Consider the following 18195-nt stretch of genomic DNA (forward strand, 5'->3'; position numbering starts at 1 on the left):
CATAAAATAAAAGAGACGATGCCCATACATCATCGTCAGGGCATCATCTCTTAATTTTTATTACAAGAATTCACGAATGTTTGCTAATGTTTGCTCACGTCCAAGTAGTTCAAGTAGTTCACCTAAATTAGGACCTTGTTCTTCACGTGTTGTTGCAATACGCAATGGATTCCATAAGGCACGACCCTTAACATCCAACTCAGATTGAATTTCACGGATAGCCTTCAAAACGGCTGTCGCTGTAAAGATTGGCATCTTTTCAATCTTTTCAATAAACAAGTTCAACATAGCAGTAACATTATCAGCGTTCATCCATTCCTTTGCTGAATCAGGAATATCACTTGCTGCTGGCATTTCAAAGAATACTGGCTTTATAAGTGGCACGATTTGGGCAGTAAATGATACACCGTCCATATAAACGTTCATCACTGAACGTAACCATTGCATCTTTTCTGCCGTTAATTCTTCTGGCTTAACAACATCTGAATAAACTAATTGTTCAATTAATTTATCAAAGACCATGTTTTGGTCAGCTGTCTTAATCCATTGGTTATTAACCCATTCTAGCTTTTTATTATCAAACTTAGCTGGTGATTTTGATAGACGTGCTTCATCAAATAGCTTTACCAATTGCTTCTTGTTAAAGATTTCTTTTTCACCAACCGGTGACCATCCCAACAAAACAATAAAGTTTAACAAAGCTTCAGGTAAGTAACCCAATGCGCGGTATTGTTCGATAAATTGCAAAACCGTTTCATCACGTTTTGATAATTTTTTACCTGTATCAGCGTTAATAATCAAAGTCATATGTCCAAAGATTGGTGCTTCCCAATCAAAGGCATCATATATCATCAATTGCTTAGGGGTGTTTGACACATGGTCATCCCCACGCAAAACATGAGAAATTTCCATCATGTGGTCATCAACAACTACAGCAAAGTTATACGTTGGCATACCATCAGCTTTTTGAATAACCCAATCACCACCAACAGTTGATGAATTAATTTCGATGTGGCCTTTTACAATATCATCCCATGCATAATCCTTATTTTCAGGGACACGGAAACGAACAACATAAGGCATCCCCTTAGCAAGTGCATCTGCTTGGAAGGCTGCAATTTCTTCTTCAGACATATCTGCATATTCATATACATAATGTGGTGCTTGCTTAGCAGCAACTTGTGCTTCACGCTCAGCAGCTAATTCTTCTGAAGTTTTAAATGAACGGTAAGCCAAACCACGATCCAACAAGTCTTGAATCAATGGCTTATAAATTGACAAACGCTCAGATTGTCGATAAGGACCGTATTGTCCAGGATTAGCGGGTGACTCATCCCAGTCCAATCCCAACCATGCTAGATTGTCCAACTGTGACTTTTCACCGTCGGCAATATTACGAGTTTGATCAGTATCTTCAATACGGATAATAAATTCACCCTTGTGATGACGGGCAAATAACCAGTTAAATAATGCAGTACGGGCATTCCCAATATGTAAATGTCCAGTCGGTGACGGTGCGTAACGCACACGAATTTTCTTTTCGGTAGTCTCAGCCATGCTAATCGACACTCCTCTTTTATCTTATAGTTCTATAATAATACATCGGTTACTAATATACCGCGCTTTGGCGTGTGTTTCAATGTGTTACTCTGAATAAGTCATTATTTTTTTAAATATCAGTTAATTAGCAATAACAGTCCCAAAAATCATGCGACCAGCATCAGTCTGCAGAGCTGATGTCACTTCTACTGTCACTGTTTCTTGCAAGTGCTGCCGACCTTCTTCGGCAACAACCATTGTCCCATCATCTAAATAACCAACGGCTTGCTGACGCTCAGTACCATTTTTAACCAATAAAACAGATAAATGATCACCAACAACAACACGTGGACGTAGCGCACCAGCTAACTCGTTAATATTCAAAACCTTAACATTTTGAAACTTTGTGACTTTGTTCAAATTATAGTCATTCGTAACTAAAGTCCCATTTGTTTCTTCAGCTAAGCGAATTAATTTTTCATCAACTTCGCTAATATCTTCATAATCACCTTCCCACATTTCTAAAGGCACATAATTTTTTTCGCGAAGTTCATTTAAAACATCCAAACCACGACGACCGCGAACACGCTTCAATGACTCGCCAGCATCAGCAATGTATTGCAATTCGTACAACACAAAATTTGGTACTAACAACGTCCCTTCAACAAAGCCAGTCTTTACTAAATCTACAATTCGACCATCGATTAAAATATTTGTATCTAATATTTTATAATGATGATAATTTGCTTCAGTTTCAGTTAAAACATCACCTTGTTCACCATCATTTTGTGGGCGTATTTTCTTTGTACGACTTGTCAAAACTGTTGGAATCAACTTCCGCCATTCATCAATTCGCGTTGTTCCCAATTTATAACCAAGATACCCCAATAATGCCATCACAATGACAGGGACAACAGCACTTAAAAAGAAATTATCCATGTTTTGCAAAGGTACTGTGATAACAACGGCAATGACCAAGCCAATTAAAGTTGACAATGAGCCAATCAATAATAACAATGGTGATTGTTTGTTCAAATAGGTTTCAATTCGATGAAGTGTACGATCAACTGGACGCCATAACACAAAACTCAACAAATAAAAAATAATAGCACCAAAAATAAAATCAAAAATAACGTTATTAATCCATACATATTTCGTTAAATCTAAAATATCCCAAATTACTGGCATTAACGTTAGTGCAATTGCACCACCAGCTAAAATGAAAATACTTTGAATGATTCGTTTCCGTAACATAACCTACTCCTTTCTTTTATTAATCAAGTGCAATTTTTAAAGCTTCCGCTAATGTTTTTGCACCAACAATTTGTATTCCTTGTACCGCTGTTAACTGTTCCGTAACGTGTTGTGGCACAAACACTCGCTTAAATCCGAGTTTTTTGGCTTCATTGACGCGTTCAACAACATTTGGCACACGTCTTATTTCACCTGTTAAACCAATTTCACCAATAAACGCATCAGTTGCGCGCGTTGGCTCATCTTTATAACTAGATGCAATCGCTACTGCCACCGCCAAATCAATGGCCGGCTCATCTAACTTTACGCCACCAGCTGCTCTAACATACGCATCCTGATTTTGTAATAATAAATTAGCCCGTTTTTCTAAGACTGCCATCAACAATGAAACTCGATTACGATCAATACCTGCAGCAGTTCGTTGCGCATTTCCAAAGACAGTCGGTGTGACCAGAGCCTGTACCTCTACCAAAATTGGTCGAGTCCCTTCCATAGCAACAACAACAGCTGACCCACTTGCATCAGCCAAACGTTCTTCTAAAAAGAGATCTGATGGGTTAGCAACTTCCATTAAGCCACCATGTTGCATGTCAAAGACACCCAATTCATTGGTTGACCCAAATCGATTTTTGACTGCTCTTAATAAACGAAAACTACGTTGATTATCCCCTTCAAAATAAAGGACGGTGTCAACCATATGTTCTAATATTTTTGGTCCTGCAATGGCCCCCTCTTTGGTGACATGGCCAACAATAAATATTGTAATGTTGTTCGTTTTAGCAATCTGTAGTAATTCTGCTGTCGTTTCTCGAATTTGTGATACTGATCCAACAGACGAACTAACATCTGGTTCTTGCATTGTTTGAATTGAATCAATCACGACAAAATCAGGTTTGCTTTCATCAATCGCTTGCCGAATTTGTTTCATATCGGTTTCTGGGAATAACAAAAAATCAGAATCCCCTCTAACACCTAAACGCTCAGCTCGTAGCTTAATCTGTGAGGCACTTTCTTCACCAGCTACATATAAAATTTTACTACCTGCATTAGCTAATTGACCAGATATTTGTAGTAACAAAGTTGACTTACCAATACCCGGATCACCACCAATTAATACCATTGACCCCGGTACAATCCCGCCACCAAGGACACGATTAAATTCATCATTCTCTGTTTTTATTCGTGGCGTTTCTTCAATATTAACTTCGTCTAGTCGTTCCACCTTTGCAACTTGACCTGCTAAATTGACACGTGATTTACGATCAACTTTTTCTGGTTGCATAACTTCTTCAACAAACGTTCCCCAAGCACCACAGTTGGCACAACGTCCCATATATCGTTGTGATACAAAACCACAATTAGAACAAACAAATTGGGTTTTTGTTTTTGCCATAATTCACCTCCTTCTATTTAATACCAGAACTACCAAACCCACCTTGACGTGTTTGCTTTACTTGCTGTTGATCATTGTCCGTTACTAAGAATGGCATAAATATTCCCTGACCAATCCGTTCACCTTTTTTAATTGTGATATCTTTAAGCCCCCAATTAATCATTTGAATAAAGATTTCTCCTTCATTTTTGGGATTATCGACATAATCTGCATCAATAATACCAACACCATTTGGCAAAATTAATCCCCGCTTTAACGGGTTTGATGAACGATTAGCAATCAACAAATACTCATTTTCACCCATATATGCCTTAATACCGGTTGGTACAAGTAATGGTTTTAAAACCTGGTTTGCTTTTTCATCATCAACTGTTGTTATTGTTTCATTATGCCTAATTTGCCATAAAATTTTCAAAAAGGGCAACCGCCAAATTGATGGCAAAACAAAATTTTCAGCAGCCTGAAAATCATATCCAGCTGCTCGTTGCGTTGCGCGCACCGGTAAATTCAAATTATCATGTTCATACTTTTTTACGACCGAAAATCCTCGTTGCATATTATACTATTCCTCTCAACTATGTTCTCACAGATAAGTATATCTTAAATTTATGAAAATTAAAAAGCACTCGTCAAAATAACGTGTGCTTTCAAATAAACTTAATCTTTATAAGCTAATTTTTGATATTCTTCGTGTCTAAAAAAAGCTTGGCGTGCATAAGTGCAAACCGGCTTTAACTGCACATCAGCTTCTTTTGCACGATTAACAACTTCGGCTAATAGTTGACCAGCAATCCCTTGCCCACGCAAACTAGGATCAACATAGGTATGATCAATTGACCATACCTTTCCTCCTAAAATAGCTGGGAATAATATCTCAGCATCGACAATACCATCTGTTTCATGAAACAGGCGACCGGGTTCATACGTAAAATTCATATTAAGCCTCCTCTTACTTATTATAACTAATATTTCATGTTAATTGCTGAGAATAACTATCGAATAGCACCAACAAAATCCGGTAACCACTTTCGTGAAATATACTTTATAACAACTTTTTCAGATAACATATCAACAGTAATGTACTTACCACCACCAATATAAATACCAGCTGTAGTTGGTAGAGCTGCAGTCCCCCAGACTAGTAAGTCACCCGGTTGTGTTTCATTAATAGGCAATTGCGCCACTGCTTTCATCTGATTACTGATTTCATTTGGAAAGCCAATTCCTTCTACGCGATTAAAAATATATTGAATTAAGCCAGCTGTGTCAAAGCCACTTTCCAGACTATTACCTTCTTTTTGATAAGGCACACCCAAAACATCATTAACCACCGATCTTAAGGGAACACACAAACTTTCCATAATCATCTGCAACATCGTTCTTTGTATACGTGCCCCCGTCATTTTACGAGCAAATGTTGAAGCAGTAATTTCAACTGGCTTATCTGCTAAGGGTGGTTCGAATAATATCTCAGCATCAATAACTTCATAATCATTAAAATGAATCACTCGTCCTGGTTCTATTTTAAAAGGCATTGTTTTATTCTCCTTAATTAAAGATATAAAAAAAGACTCGAAAGCGAGTCTCCTTAAATAATAGCTTTTTTATTATTGGTGAATGTAACCTGAAACTGATGAAGTAGAAATTGTACGAGTATTGTACAATTTACCTGCATAATTTGATTCTGAAATAGTAATAGTACCATCACCATTTACAGAATCTACAACAGCAACGTGACCATAACCACTAGCACCACCAACACCTGGTGCAAAGTATGCTACGGCACCAACTGAGGCAGTACCATTTACAGTGTGACCAGCGGCTGCTGCTGATGCTGGCCATGCTGAAGCATTACCCCAGTAGTTACCAACCCAGCCCAAATCACCCTTAACAAACCATGTGCATTGTCCATATGGATATGTGTTTCCAGCTGTATTTGTTGATGCAACTGATGTAGGCTTTGCAGTCGTAGTAGCTGCAACTTGTTGTGGTTGTGCAGCGGCTTGTGATGCTGCAGCTGCTGATTCTGCGGCTGCCTTTGCATTTGCTGCTGATGTTGCTGCTGATTGTTGTGCAGCGGCTGACTCTGCAGCTGCCTTTGCATTTGCTGCTGACGTTGCTGCTGATTGTTGTGCAGCGGCTGACTCTGCAGCTGCCTTTGCATTTGCTGCTGACGTTGCTGCTGATTGTTGTGCAGCAGCTGATTCTGCGGCTGCCTTTGCATTTGCTGCTGACGTTGCTGCTGATTGTTGTGCAGCAGCTGATTCTGCGGCTGCCTTTGCATTTGCTGCTGACGTTGCTGCTGATTCTGCAGCGGCTGACTCTGCTACTGTCTTAGCATTTGCAGCTGATGTTGCTGCTGACTGTGCGGCGGCTGACTCTGCAGCTACCTTCGCATTTGCTGCTGACGTTGCTGCTGATTGTTGTGCAGCGGCTGACTCTGCAGCTACCTTCGCATTTGCTGCTGATGTTGCTGCTGATTGTTGTGCAGCGGCTGACTCTGCAGCTGCCTTTGCATTTGCAGCTGATGTTGCTGCTGATTGTTGTACAGTTGCCTTAACGTTTACTTCTGATACAGCTTGTGATGCTGCTGGTTTAACAGCAACAGCTGACTTTGAGAAGTTAATTTGATCACCAACATAGATAACTGATGATGCTTGTAAATCAGGGTTAGCGTTTAGTAGTTCAGACAAAGTCATACCATTTGCATTAGCAATTGCCCACAATGAATCTCCTGCTTTAACAGTATATGAACCATTGTTTGAAACTGACTTAGTTGCTGTTTCTTTTGCTGGTGCAGCTGATTGTGCTGATGATGAACCGGGCAATTCAACCTTTTGACCAACATGAATCAAATTAGCATCAGCGATTTTGTTAGCTGATACTAAATCATCAACTGATACATTATTGGCTGCTGCCAAAGCATATAGAGTGTCTCCAGATTTAACGGTAATAGAATCAGCAGAAGCTACGACTGAGCTTCCTGCCAATGCTGCTGCCGCCCCAGCAGTTGCTAATAGCGTGTTTTTTACAGATGCGTGCATATTTAGTACTCCTTAGTCCTTAAAAATTAGTTACTTAAACTTATATTAAATAAGAAACACCTAAATTGATATTTCTTAAGATTTTCTTGATTTTTACTACATGCTACATTGTACGTTAGAGACTTTTCAAAAGAGTTCAAATAACATTTCATTTGTGTTACATTCCATAATTGTTTTTTTGGGTTCGTTCGTATTTTTTTATTTATTAACCATTAATTCAGCTATAAATTCAATCATAAGCATACAAAAAAGCGACGGTATAGACCGCCGCTTCATTTAATATTTATATTTTTAATTCATATTTTTGTCTGAATCACGTTGTGCTGTTATCACAATTTGGCCATCGTCCATCTTTGCCAACAAATTTTTAACTTCTGGATTATCAAGATAAAAATCAGCTATTTGATCTTCTAAATGCTCTTGAATAACGCGACGCAATGGTCGTGCACCCATTTCTGGATTATAACCTAAGTTAACAAGCTCTTGCTTAACATCATCCGTCATCGCAAGATGTAGCCCCTTCTCAGAAATTGCCTCATTCATTTCAGTAATCATCAAATCAACAATATGCAACAAGTTTTGCTTTGACAAAGCGTTAAACTCAATAATACCATCGAAACGGTTCAAAAATTCTGGCTTAAAGTATGGTGCTAATCGTTCAAGTAACTTATTCGTCGTTGGTTCATTATCTTGATCAAAGCCAACCTTTGTTCCTTTAACACCAGTTCCAGCATTTGAAGTCATAATGATGATTGTATCCTTAAATGAAACGACATGACCTTGCGCATCGGTTAAACGACCATCATCTAGTATCTGTAAGAACATATTCATAACATCTGGATGTGCCTTTTCAACCTCATCTAGTAAAATTAATGAGTAAGGATGGCGGCGGACAGCCTCAGTCAATTGACCAGCTTCTTCATAACCAACATAACCAGCTGGTGCACCAATTAACTTTGAAACAGAATGCTTCTCCATATACTCTGACATATCGAATCGAATCATACTATCTGTGGTACCAAACAATTCCTTAGCAAGCTGCTTAGCTGTCTCTGTCTTTCCTACACCTGTTGGACCAACAAACAAAAAGCTACCAATTGGTCGACCTGTTTTATTAAATCCAACCCGATTACGACGAATTGCTCGCGCAATCTTTTGAGTTGCCTCATCTTGACCAATAACATGTGCAACTAGATTATCACCTAAATGACGTAATTGATCTTGCTCAGACGCTGCTAATTCACCAACTGGAATGCCTGTCTTTTCCTCAACAATCTTTTGAATATCCGCAACTGTCACTGTTTGAGCGGCTTCATTTTGCGGTGCTTGTTGTTTAACAGCTTCTAATTGTAATTCTAAATTATTAATTTGATCACGTAAATGACTAGCCTTTTCATAATCTTCACGTTCAATTGCCGATTGCTTTTGTGCTTCAGTTGAATGGATCTTATTTTCTAATTCCTTAGGATCCGCAATCTTTACTGATAGATTTTTCTTTGAACCAGCTTCATCAATCAAATCAATTGCCTTATCGGGTAAGAAACGATCAGCAATATAACGATTTGATAGGTTAACAGCTGCAGCTAACGCATCATCAGCGTACTTTACCTTATGGTATGCCTCATAACGTGATCGAATTCCTTGGATAATTTGTAAGGCTTCTTCGGTAGTTGGTTCATCAACTTGAACCGTTTGGAAACGACGTGCAATCGCAGCATCTTTTTCAATTTGGCGGTATTCATTCAACGTTGTCGCACCAATTAATTGGAACTCACCACGAGCTAAAGCCGGCTTTAGAATATTACCAGCATCCATAGATCCTTCACCAGCTGTTCCAGCACCCATAATCTCATGAATTTCATCAATGAACAAAATAACATCATCACGCTTTGAAACTTCATCCATCAACTTTTGCATCCGCTCTTCAAATTGACCACGAACCCCTGTACCTTGTACCAAGGATACAACGTCCAACCGAATAACTTCTTTACCCTGCAACTTTCCTGGCACCTTGGCGTTGACAATTGCTTGCGCTAAACCTTCAACAACAGCTGTTTTACCAACACCAGCTTCACCAATTAAAACAGGATTATTCTTAGTACGACGGTTTAAAACCTCAATAACACGCGCAATCTCATCATCACGTCCAATGACTGGATCAAACTTACCTTGTCGTGCTAACTCAGTTAGATTAATACCGTATTGATCTAGTAAACCATTACCCTGACCATTATCATTGCCTCCCCCGCGACTCATTTGTGGACGTTGTCCTTGCTGAGCACGTTGCGCCTGTTGTGCACGTGCCACGCCTTCATTATTCATCATACGAAAAATATCATCAAAACTTGAAAAACCAAATGGATCTTGTACCATAATACGGCCTCCTTATATTCTTTTTTATATTCATTACTCCCAATACAAATCAACTGCCAAATTCTCTTTGACCTTTGTTGACCTTATCTACATTTTCTATATTAGCACTCTATGTTCGAGAGTGCAAATAAAATATTTATTTTTTCAAAACTAAAAAAAGATTGGTTCATCATTGCTCTGATAAACCAATCTTTTTAATTACTTTTGTGCAACATTAATATTTAATAACTAGCTTACCTAGCATGTTTCCTGGTGCAACTTCTTTTTGAGCATTTATAATTGTCTGAGCAGATAGCCCATCCAATGTCTGCGTTACCGTTGATTTAACGAAGCCATCATCAACCAGTTTTGATAATAAAGCTAATGCTGCACCCTGACTAGCGATATTTTGTCCAGCATTCGTCTTAGCAAACATAAATTCCCAATCAAGTGATGCTGCTTTATTTTTAATCAACCCGACAGGTAACGGATTCATTGATTGTACAATAGCACCTATATGGCCAAACGTCCCCACCAAATCTGCCACTTTCTCAAAATGTTGATCCAACGAGTGTAATACTGCAATATAAGGTATTTCATGGTAGCCTAGCTTTTTAACTGCTTGCACGTAATCTTCTCGGTGGTTAACTACTTCATCAGCTCCCATTTCTTTAACCCATGCAATTGTTTCGCCACGTGATGCAGTTGCAATAACTGTCATCCCTAACCATTTTGCTAACTGAATCATGATTGAGCCCACACCCCCGGCACCATTAATAATTAACAAAGTTTTGCCATGCGCACTATCAGCCGTCATCTGGATACCAAACTTATCAGCTAACATTTCATACGCTGTTAAAAACGTAAGTGGTAATGCAGCTGCTTCAATATCTGACAACGTTGTTGGCGCCTTAGCAATCAACCCCTCATGAACCGCCTCAAATTCTGCATTTGAACCTGTGCGACCTAATTCACCAGCAAAAAATATGCGATCACCAATTTGATAATTAACAACAGCACTTCCAACACCAACAATTTTACCGACCGCATCAAAACCTAGAACACGTTCTTGTTTTGCAGCCTGTGCTCCCTCTAATTGTTTAATATCTACTGGATTCATAGCAGTTGCCGCCACTTTAACCAACACATCATGATCAGTCAAATCAGGTTGTGCAATGTCTTTATCAATTAACGGTGTTTGCTCATCAGCAGTTGTCACAACTGCTTTCATTAATTTTCCCATTTCTTATCCCTCTATTATATTAATTACGCAAAATTACTCATTAGATATATCATACTATGGTAGTAAAAAAATAGCGATTACAACCCATTAAATCATTGTAATCGCTATTTTTAAAATTAATCTTGTGAACCTTCAGCTGCTGCAACACCTTCTTTTAGGCCATCCATATCAACATGGTGCTCACGGAATTCTTTATCATGAATTGGTAAATGTAATTCATAATTATCAAAAATAGTTAAGTCCCCTGTTAATTCATTGGCATCAAAGCCCAATACATGACCACCAAAAGTACGATCATCACTCAAAAAGTGAACGTGCCAACCGGCAGCAACTGTTCCTTGATACAATTCTGGTGAATAGTAACCAATCAACACACCATCAACATCATCTTTTTCAAATTCACGTTGTGTATGTGTGATTTCTGATAATGAAGGAAATGGACGCTCAGACTTAGGCGCTGAACGAACTTTCATGTGATTAAAACTACCACGCAAAACTACACCTGAAAAAGTATTTTCTAATTGACGATCACTAATTAGAGAAACCATTTCTTTCATATTACCAGCACTAAAAGAAACCTTTTGTTTTTCATCACTAGTATGATGAACAGTTGCAAATGGTACTGTCTTCTCCATATCTGTTACATGATGAATTTGACCTTCGCCATCCATATAGTAGACTTCACCATCTACCATAATCATTTCACCATCTAAACCATCAAACGTTCCAATACCAGCATCCCCATGTTGCTTTAATTCAGCTAAGGTTGCCGAACCGCCTAAAACTTTTCCCATCAAAGCGGCTAAGGTACTGTGTTGATATACTGTTGCCATATTTATACACTCCTTTAATTTGATAAAAAGCGCCCAGAAACCTGGACGCTTTTCTATTTATTCTGCATCAATCAATTGAGACATCAATTCATAGTTGTGTGAGTAATCTACTGGGATTTCGACAACAACTGGACCTTCAGTTGCAAATGCTTCATCCAAGACCGCATCCAATTGGTCTGGTGAATCAACACGCAATCCCTTAGCCCCTGTTGATTCAGCATACTTTACAATGTCAATCTTTGAGAAGTTAACTCCGGCTGATTCACCATTGTACTTAACTTCTTCTTGGAACTTAACCATATCGTAATGGTAATTATCTTGCCATACAATGTGAACAGTATTCAAGTTAAGTTGCACTGCTGTTGCTAGTTCCATTCCTGAGAAGAAGAATCCACCATCACCAGAAACAGAAACTGCCTTAGCATTTGGACGAACCAAAGCAGCTGCCATCGCCCAAGGTAGACCAACTCCCAAAGTTTGCATACCATTTGAGAACAACAAGTGACGAGGAACGTATGACTTAAAGTAACGTCCAAGCCATAGGTAATGTGAACCAATATCAGAAGTCAAAGTCATATCATCAGTCATACGTGCTTGTAATGACTTAATAATGCTCAAAGGATGATTCAAGTTCTCTTGTGCCGGCGTAAAGGTTGGCTTTGCAGCTTCCTTCAAAGCCTCCTTGAACTCAGCTAACTTAGCTTGTGATGCTGCTGGTAATTCATATCCTGCAATTTGTGACTTCAAATCGATCAACGTATCAGCCAAAGTTCCCACAAGCTGACGTGCTGGTGTAAAGTTGTTATCAATTTGAACAGCTTGTGTGTCAATTGCAACAATGTGTAAGTCAGCATTCTTATTCCAATTACGTGGTTCGTATTCAATCGCATCATAACCAACTGTGATAACCAAGTCTGATTGTGCCAACAATTGATCACCAACTTGATTACGGAAGAACCCAACACGACCAAAGAACGTTGATTCCTCTAATTCACGAGAAATGACACCAGCACCTTGATATGTTTCGACAACCGGCAAAGTTGTTTGTTCTAGTAAAGCATGCAATGCTGCTGTTGTATTGTCATCAGAACCACGGGCACCAACTAACAATACTGGCAATTTAGCAGCCTTAATTTGTTCAGCAAGCCAAGCAATATCCTCTGAAGCTGCTGCACCATAGCGAGCAGGTTTAACTGCAGGCAAAGCAGCTGTCGTAACTTCTGCTTCATCAACATCTTGTGGCAACGAGACAAATGATGCCCCTGGCTTAGGACCATTAGCTGCTGCAATAGCATTAGAAATTAATTCTGAGATATTATTAGGGTCTTGAATTTCAACTGAATAATTAGTAATTGGTGCAAACAATGTTGCTGATGGTGTACTCTGATGTGTCAAACGATACAAATCTTTTCGTTGCACTTGACCTCCAATTGCCAATACTGGATCATTTTCAGCAGTTGCCGTCATCAAGCCAGAAGCCAAGTTTCCTACACCTGGTCCTGATGTCACGATAACAACCCCAGTTTTACCAGTAATACGTGCAAAAGCTTGCGCCATAAACACAGCATTTTGTTCATGACGTGTCACAATTAACTTAGGTGCTTTTTCTCCTGCTTTAGGATGATCTAATTTTTCAAACAATCGATCAATTTTAGCTCCCGGAATACCAAAAGCTAAATCAATACCATGGTTGTTCAAACTATCGACAACTAAGTCAGCACCTGTTTTCTTCTCTTCAGACATGTACTTCTACCTCTTTAAAATATATTATATTTCCAATAAGTGTCATTAAATACATTGTAGCGCTTTATTTCGATATTTTGTAGCCATATGCAGTTAGTATTCACAAAATCTTCTAACTCTTTTTTATGATAAAGCGTTAATGGTAGCTTTTGTAACGCTTACAAAAATAATATATTTTAAATGCTATTTATTTGATGATTAGTGCAAAACAAAAAGCACTAATCATATATTATATGACTAGTGCTTCCCGCATCTGTAAAACTGGGCATACTGGATTCGAACCAGTGCATGATGGCACCAGAAACCATTGCCTTACCGCTTGGCTAATGCCCAAAAACAACTATTCAATCATACAACATACACTAAATAAATTCAAGTCCGTATAAACAAAAAGTATAAATCAAATATATTTTTTAATCATCACACTTATAAACTGCAACTAACCTTTACTATTAATTTGAAATTTCTCATCAAAACGCATCATAAATTGTAAAACATCAACGGAGCGTTCTTCACCTAACGCTAATAACCACCCTTCAAAGCGAATTTCGATACGTTCACTTAGAATTGTCTCTATTTTTTGACCACGTTGTGTTAGATGTAATAATTGTCGCCGTCGATCCATTACATCAGCTTCTTGCCAAATATATTGTTTACGTAGCAACATTTTTATTTGTCGTGAAACTGCAGCTCGTGTGACTTGGCGTTTAGCAACAATATCAGTTAGTGTCAAGCCATCATGTTGTGCCACACTATGCATAATTAAATATTGTTCAAAAGATAAATCATATGCTGCTGCCGGCCCAGCCACTGTATCATTCAAATATTTTAAAGTTGATAGGTAAGCATTAATATATTTCGTTACTAGTGTCATTAGTTCTTCCCCACAAGTTTTTTGTCATAAATTAATTCTATCGAATTCCTACCTATTTTATTAACTAATTTTTTCAAAAAAAAAGATTAGTACGTTGTTTTGTACTAACCCCTTATGACACATGTCCACAAAAAATAAAGCCTTAGTATATCAATAACACTATGTAAACTTATTTTGCTTGGCACTATACTTCGCCAGAACCTCGCCTAAATCGTCTTATAAGTGAGGCCATACCATTTTTATAAACACTGACTCATTATTCTATCGAACAATCATAACTGTTACAGGCGCATGATTAGCGATATAACTTGATTGTGATCCAAAGTACTTCTCAGTACCTTTTTGTGAATGTGATCCAATCACAACCATATCTGGCTTTACAGATGGAATAACATCTTTGACGATAACTTCTCCCGGCGTTCCTTCAGCAATGCGAATATCTACATTGGTAACACCATTTTCTATTGCCGTCTTACGATAACGATCTAACGCACGACGAACGTCGTCTTCAGCTGCTGTCGTCTTTTCCTTTGAAAAGAAATCAAAGACACTTAATTGTCCCTTTTCAAAAATTGATACGATTGTTAATTTAGCCTCATCTTCACGTGCTTGGTGAATGGCGTTAACTAAGGCCATTTGGCCCAAGTCTGAATCATCTACTGCCGCCAAAATATGTTTAAACTGCTTCCCTATTGCCATATTCTCGTAGTCTCCTCTTGTAATCAAGCATACTTACTGTCATTCCTTTTAATGATAGGTTACCCCTATATTTATGATTACCCCTGTATTTAGCTACCAAAACCGCAAAACTTGGATTATCACACAAATAGCAATGCACACCTTACTGATAAAAATAACATCAGTAAATATGCCTCCTTATTTTTTGGTACACCTAATTATCTAACTAGTCGCACTAAAAGTAAAGTTATTGTTGGTTTTTAGTTTTTAACTGCTATTCCTATCACAAATGGGATATCGCTTGACAAATCACGAAAAATAATGTAATTTAGAACAGTTGAAAAAATTAGATAATCAAGCACTGCCTTCTTTCTAACACGGCGGTGTATAAGGGAGGATATAACTATGGCAGTTCCTGCACGTAAAGTTTCAAAGCACGCAAAGCGCACTCGTCGCGGCGGTCAAGGCGGATTGAAGACGTCAGCTATTCACATGAACGAAAATGGTGTTTACGTACGTAACCACCACGTTGCCGCTGATGGCACTTACAATGGTAAGCAAGTTGTTTCACCTAAGTAAGCTCATTATTTATTAGTCTATATCACAAATATAGTATTAAATAAACGATTATGGAAGCAGGGAATGGTTTTGACCATTCCCTGTTTTTTATTATAGTATCAAAAAAGAAGCCAGGGTTTTAACCCTGGCTTCTTTTCATTTTATTACATTTCTTGTTCAAAATCTTCTGGCTTATATAACTTCAATACCTTAGTGAATAACAAATCAACCACAATTCCAGCAATTATTGGAATAATCGCCCAAATCAAGATAGCTGGTATAACACCAATAACATTTGTTTGGAACGCTTTATCAGCTGCATCACGAACAACAGATTGAATTGGTGAAACAAATCCTATCCAACCAAATCCAGCAGATGTTGGTGTACCTTGAACGTTCATCATACTAATTGGCAATGCAGAAATTCCAGCTGCCACCATAAATGACAATAACATAATTGGCTTTCTAAATACTGCTGGCATCATACCCTTCATCGCACCTAGAAAGATTGCCACTGATGTTCCCTTCTTATTAACCTTGATTGAATTAATTAACAAGACAACTGTTGTTGCGACAATTCCAACTCCAGCTGCTGCTGATCCTAAACCAGACAACGTAATTGCCAATGCAATTCCAACAGTTGAAACAGGTGTCACAATGATAACTGCAAATGCCATGGCAATGATAATCGTCATTGGTAATGGTTGTAGATCCGTTGCTAATTGAACCATCTTACCAATCCAAGTTGTAATCTCACCCACATAAGGTGCAATTTCCTTACCGATTAAACCAACACCACCGCCAACAACGATTGGGCTTAAAATAATTGCCAATGATCCAAATCCGCCTAGATATTTAGCAATTAACCAAATTACCAAAACGCCAATTGCTGCAACAATCATCGCATTTATCACATCTCCAGCACCTGCAGCAATGTATACTGTACTTGGTGCCGTTGTTTTCACTTGGGTAATCGGATTTTCAAATCCAGCTGGAACTGATGCCCACTTGATTGAACCACAAGCTGCACCAACTGCAATTGCCATAACACCAACATCTAGTGCCTTCATGTTAAATTGCATGGCAATTGCCAACCCAATTAGTAATGGAATAAACGATGAGAACAACGTTAAAATTGCGCTCAAATCAATTGCCCATCCCATACCGTTTTGTACAAACGGGCGAATAATATACTTTAGAACTGCCGAAGGTAAAACACCTATCAAAATTCCTTGGGCAGACCCACTCAATACCTTAAAGAAAAAATCCTTAAACTTTAGTTCGTAAGAACCATCAAAAACTGCGCTAGTCATAATCTTAGATTACCTTTCTAATGTGACATATCACATAGTCAACGTAATGAAATCCCACAATCATCACGACGTAACTAACAACTTATTTAATTAATACTTTACTTCATTGGCTGTTTCATCACCCTTAATAAAAGCTAATGAAGCATTCATTGATTGCGTTACCATCTCGTAGACAGCCTTAGTTGTATAGAAAGCAGTATGTGGTGTAACCAATACATTTTCACGAGCAATCAAATCTGCAATCTTTTCATCAGGCAACTTGTCATTTGACCAATCCTTATTAAACAAGCCAACTTCCTTTTCATAAACATCCATTGCTAGACCAAAAATCTTGCCTGAGTCTAAGCCATTAATTACGGCATCGATATCCATCAAATCACCACGTGAAACATTAATTAAGACAACATCATCCTTCATCTTAGCAATTGTTTCATCATTAATCATGTGATAATTTTCTGGCAAACTTGGGACATGCAATGAAATAACATCTGATTGTGCATACAATTCATCTAATGAATCAACATAGATACCTTCTGCTTCTAGTTCTGGATTACGATAAACATCATAACCAATTACTTTAGCACCGAATCCTTGTAAGATATCAATCAACACATGACCAATGTGACCAGTTCCAATAATACCAAACGTTTGCATACGAACTTCACGTCCAATTGTTGGTGCCCAACGCAAATCATGGTTTTCAATCTTATGATCTAAGGGCTTCGTTTGACGCAAAATACGTGCACCTTGAATGGCTGCATGTTCGGCAATCGCATTTGGTGAATAAACAGCGACATTTGAAATCGAAAAATTAAAGCGACGTGCCGTTTCAAAATCAATATTATCTGTTCCAACATTACGTAGTGACATCTTGTTGATTCCAAGCTCGTGCAAGGCAGTCAATGTTTCGGGGGTATATGCTAATTGTTGATAAACATCAACTGCATCTGCACCAGCTGCTAGTTGTGCTGTTTGTGGATTTAATAATTTATCTGTATAACCAACTTCTACCTCTGGATGGTTTGTCATCCATTCCTTTAATGCAGCTTGCTCATCTTCTCGAATACCATACGCAAAAATTTTCATTGTTTTAATTCCTCCAAAGCTTTTCTTAACACTTATAATTATAAATGTATTTGTGAAAGGTTCAACATAACGAATTCATTCCAACGTTTCAATATGGGACAAATTGGTTAGATAGTAACGGTTACAATTTTAATTTTCAAAATTAAAAACGCTTACATTAAAGTTCATTTTTTCACAATAAACACATTAATTTATTGAAAAACAATCATTGTTACACCTAATATTATCCATATAATTGTTGTTATATCAACTATTTCCTTCTTTTTGTAAACAATACAAAAAAAG

At 38.0% G+C, this 18195-nt stretch carries 16 protein-coding genes and 1 tRNA gene; 1 reads left to right on the forward strand and 16 read right to left on the reverse strand.

The genetic code is table 11. The features are described from left to right. Nucleotides 1-60: 60 nt before the first annotated feature. From gltX to G7Y65_RS00565, 14 genes are all read right to left on the reverse strand, one after another. On the reverse strand, nt 61-1557 hold the full coding sequence (gene gltX / locus G7Y65_RS00500; RefSeq protein ID WP_137600428.1) for a glutamate--tRNA ligase: 1497 nt from the start codon (nt 1555-1557) through the stop codon (nt 61-63). A 123-nt stretch (nt 1558-1680) separates the two neighbouring features. Further along, nucleotides 1681-2793, reverse strand: coding sequence for a PIN/TRAM domain-containing protein (locus tag G7Y65_RS00505; RefSeq protein WP_042491695.1), 1113 nt, complete (start codon nt 2791-2793; stop codon nt 1681-1683). 19 nt (nt 2794-2812) lie between these two features. Beyond that, nucleotides 2813-4186 (reverse strand): DNA repair protein RadA, encoded by a 1374-nt coding sequence (radA, locus tag G7Y65_RS00510; RefSeq protein ID WP_042491697.1) that lies wholly within the window; start codon nt 4184-4186, stop codon nt 2813-2815. 13 nt (nt 4187-4199) lie between these two features. Then, nucleotides 4200-4742: a dCTP deaminase/dUTPase family protein gene (locus G7Y65_RS00515; protein ID WP_137600426.1), complete on the reverse strand. Its 543-nt coding sequence runs from the start codon at nt 4740-4742 to the stop codon at nt 4200-4202. A 101-nt stretch (nt 4743-4843) separates the two neighbouring features. Continuing rightward, nucleotides 4844-5122 carry a GNAT family N-acetyltransferase gene (locus G7Y65_RS00520; RefSeq protein WP_042491700.1) on the reverse strand — a complete coding sequence of 93 codons (279 nt, stop codon included), beginning with the start codon at nt 5120-5122 and terminating at the stop codon, nt 4844-4846. Between the two features lie 56 nt (nt 5123-5178). Then, entirely contained in the window at nt 5179-5721 is a 543-nt protein-coding gene (locus G7Y65_RS00525) for an NlpC/P60 family protein (protein WP_042491702.1), read from the reverse strand. A 72-nt stretch (nt 5722-5793) separates the two neighbouring features. Then, nucleotides 5794-7230 (reverse strand): LysM peptidoglycan-binding domain-containing protein, encoded by a 1437-nt coding sequence (locus G7Y65_RS00530; RefSeq protein WP_165314475.1) that lies wholly within the window; start codon nt 7228-7230, stop codon nt 5794-5796. Nucleotides 7231-7521: 291 nt separating this feature from the next. Continuing rightward, a complete protein-coding gene (locus tag G7Y65_RS00535) occupies nt 7522-9603 on the reverse strand; it encodes an ATP-dependent Clp protease ATP-binding subunit (protein ID WP_206222670.1) in 2082 nt (693 codons plus the stop codon). 214 nt (nt 9604-9817) lie between these two features. Further along, nucleotides 9818-10825, reverse strand: a complete 1008-nt coding sequence (locus tag G7Y65_RS00540) for a zinc-binding alcohol dehydrogenase family protein (protein WP_052348361.1) — start codon at nt 10823-10825, stop codon at nt 9818-9820. 116 nt (nt 10826-10941) lie between these two features. Next, on the reverse strand, nt 10942-11658 hold the full coding sequence (budA, locus tag G7Y65_RS00545) for an acetolactate decarboxylase (RefSeq protein ID WP_042491704.1): 717 nt from the start codon (nt 11656-11658) through the stop codon (nt 10942-10944). A gap of 57 nt (nt 11659-11715) precedes the next feature. Then, entirely contained in the window at nt 11716-13401 is a 1686-nt protein-coding gene (gene alsS, locus G7Y65_RS00550) for an acetolactate synthase AlsS (protein ID WP_042491706.1), read from the reverse strand. Between the two features lie 261 nt (nt 13402-13662). Further along, a tRNA-Gln gene (locus tag G7Y65_RS00555) sits at nt 13663-13734 on the reverse strand. 106 nt (nt 13735-13840) lie between these two features. Then, on the reverse strand, nt 13841-14275 hold the full coding sequence (locus G7Y65_RS00560) for a MarR family transcriptional regulator (protein ID WP_042491708.1): 435 nt from the start codon (nt 14273-14275) through the stop codon (nt 13841-13843). A 261-nt stretch (nt 14276-14536) separates the two neighbouring features. After that, nucleotides 14537-14974, reverse strand: a complete 438-nt coding sequence (locus G7Y65_RS00565; protein WP_042491709.1) for a universal stress protein — start codon at nt 14972-14974, stop codon at nt 14537-14539. Between the two features lie 384 nt (nt 14975-15358). On the opposite strand from G7Y65_RS00565, the gene rpmF reads away from it, so the two are divergent. Next, entirely contained in the window at nt 15359-15532 is a 174-nt protein-coding gene (rpmF, locus tag G7Y65_RS00570) for a 50S ribosomal protein L32 (RefSeq protein ID WP_042491711.1), read from the forward strand. A 143-nt stretch (nt 15533-15675) separates the two neighbouring features. Here rpmF and G7Y65_RS00575 read toward each other — a convergent pair whose 3' ends face one another. Then, nucleotides 15676-16824, reverse strand: coding sequence for a PTS sugar transporter subunit IIC (locus G7Y65_RS00575; RefSeq protein ID WP_042491713.1), 1149 nt, complete (start codon nt 16822-16824; stop codon nt 15676-15678). 90 nt (nt 16825-16914) lie between these two features. Next, a complete protein-coding gene (locus G7Y65_RS00580; protein WP_042491715.1) occupies nt 16915-17910 on the reverse strand; it encodes a D-2-hydroxyacid dehydrogenase in 996 nt (331 codons plus the stop codon). Nucleotides 17911-18195: the final 285 nt, after the last annotated feature.

Origin of the sequence: Weissella sagaensis, from assembly GCF_010306265.1 — a bacterium.
GTDB lineage: Bacteria > Bacillota > Bacilli > Lactobacillales > Lactobacillaceae > Weissella > Weissella sagaensis.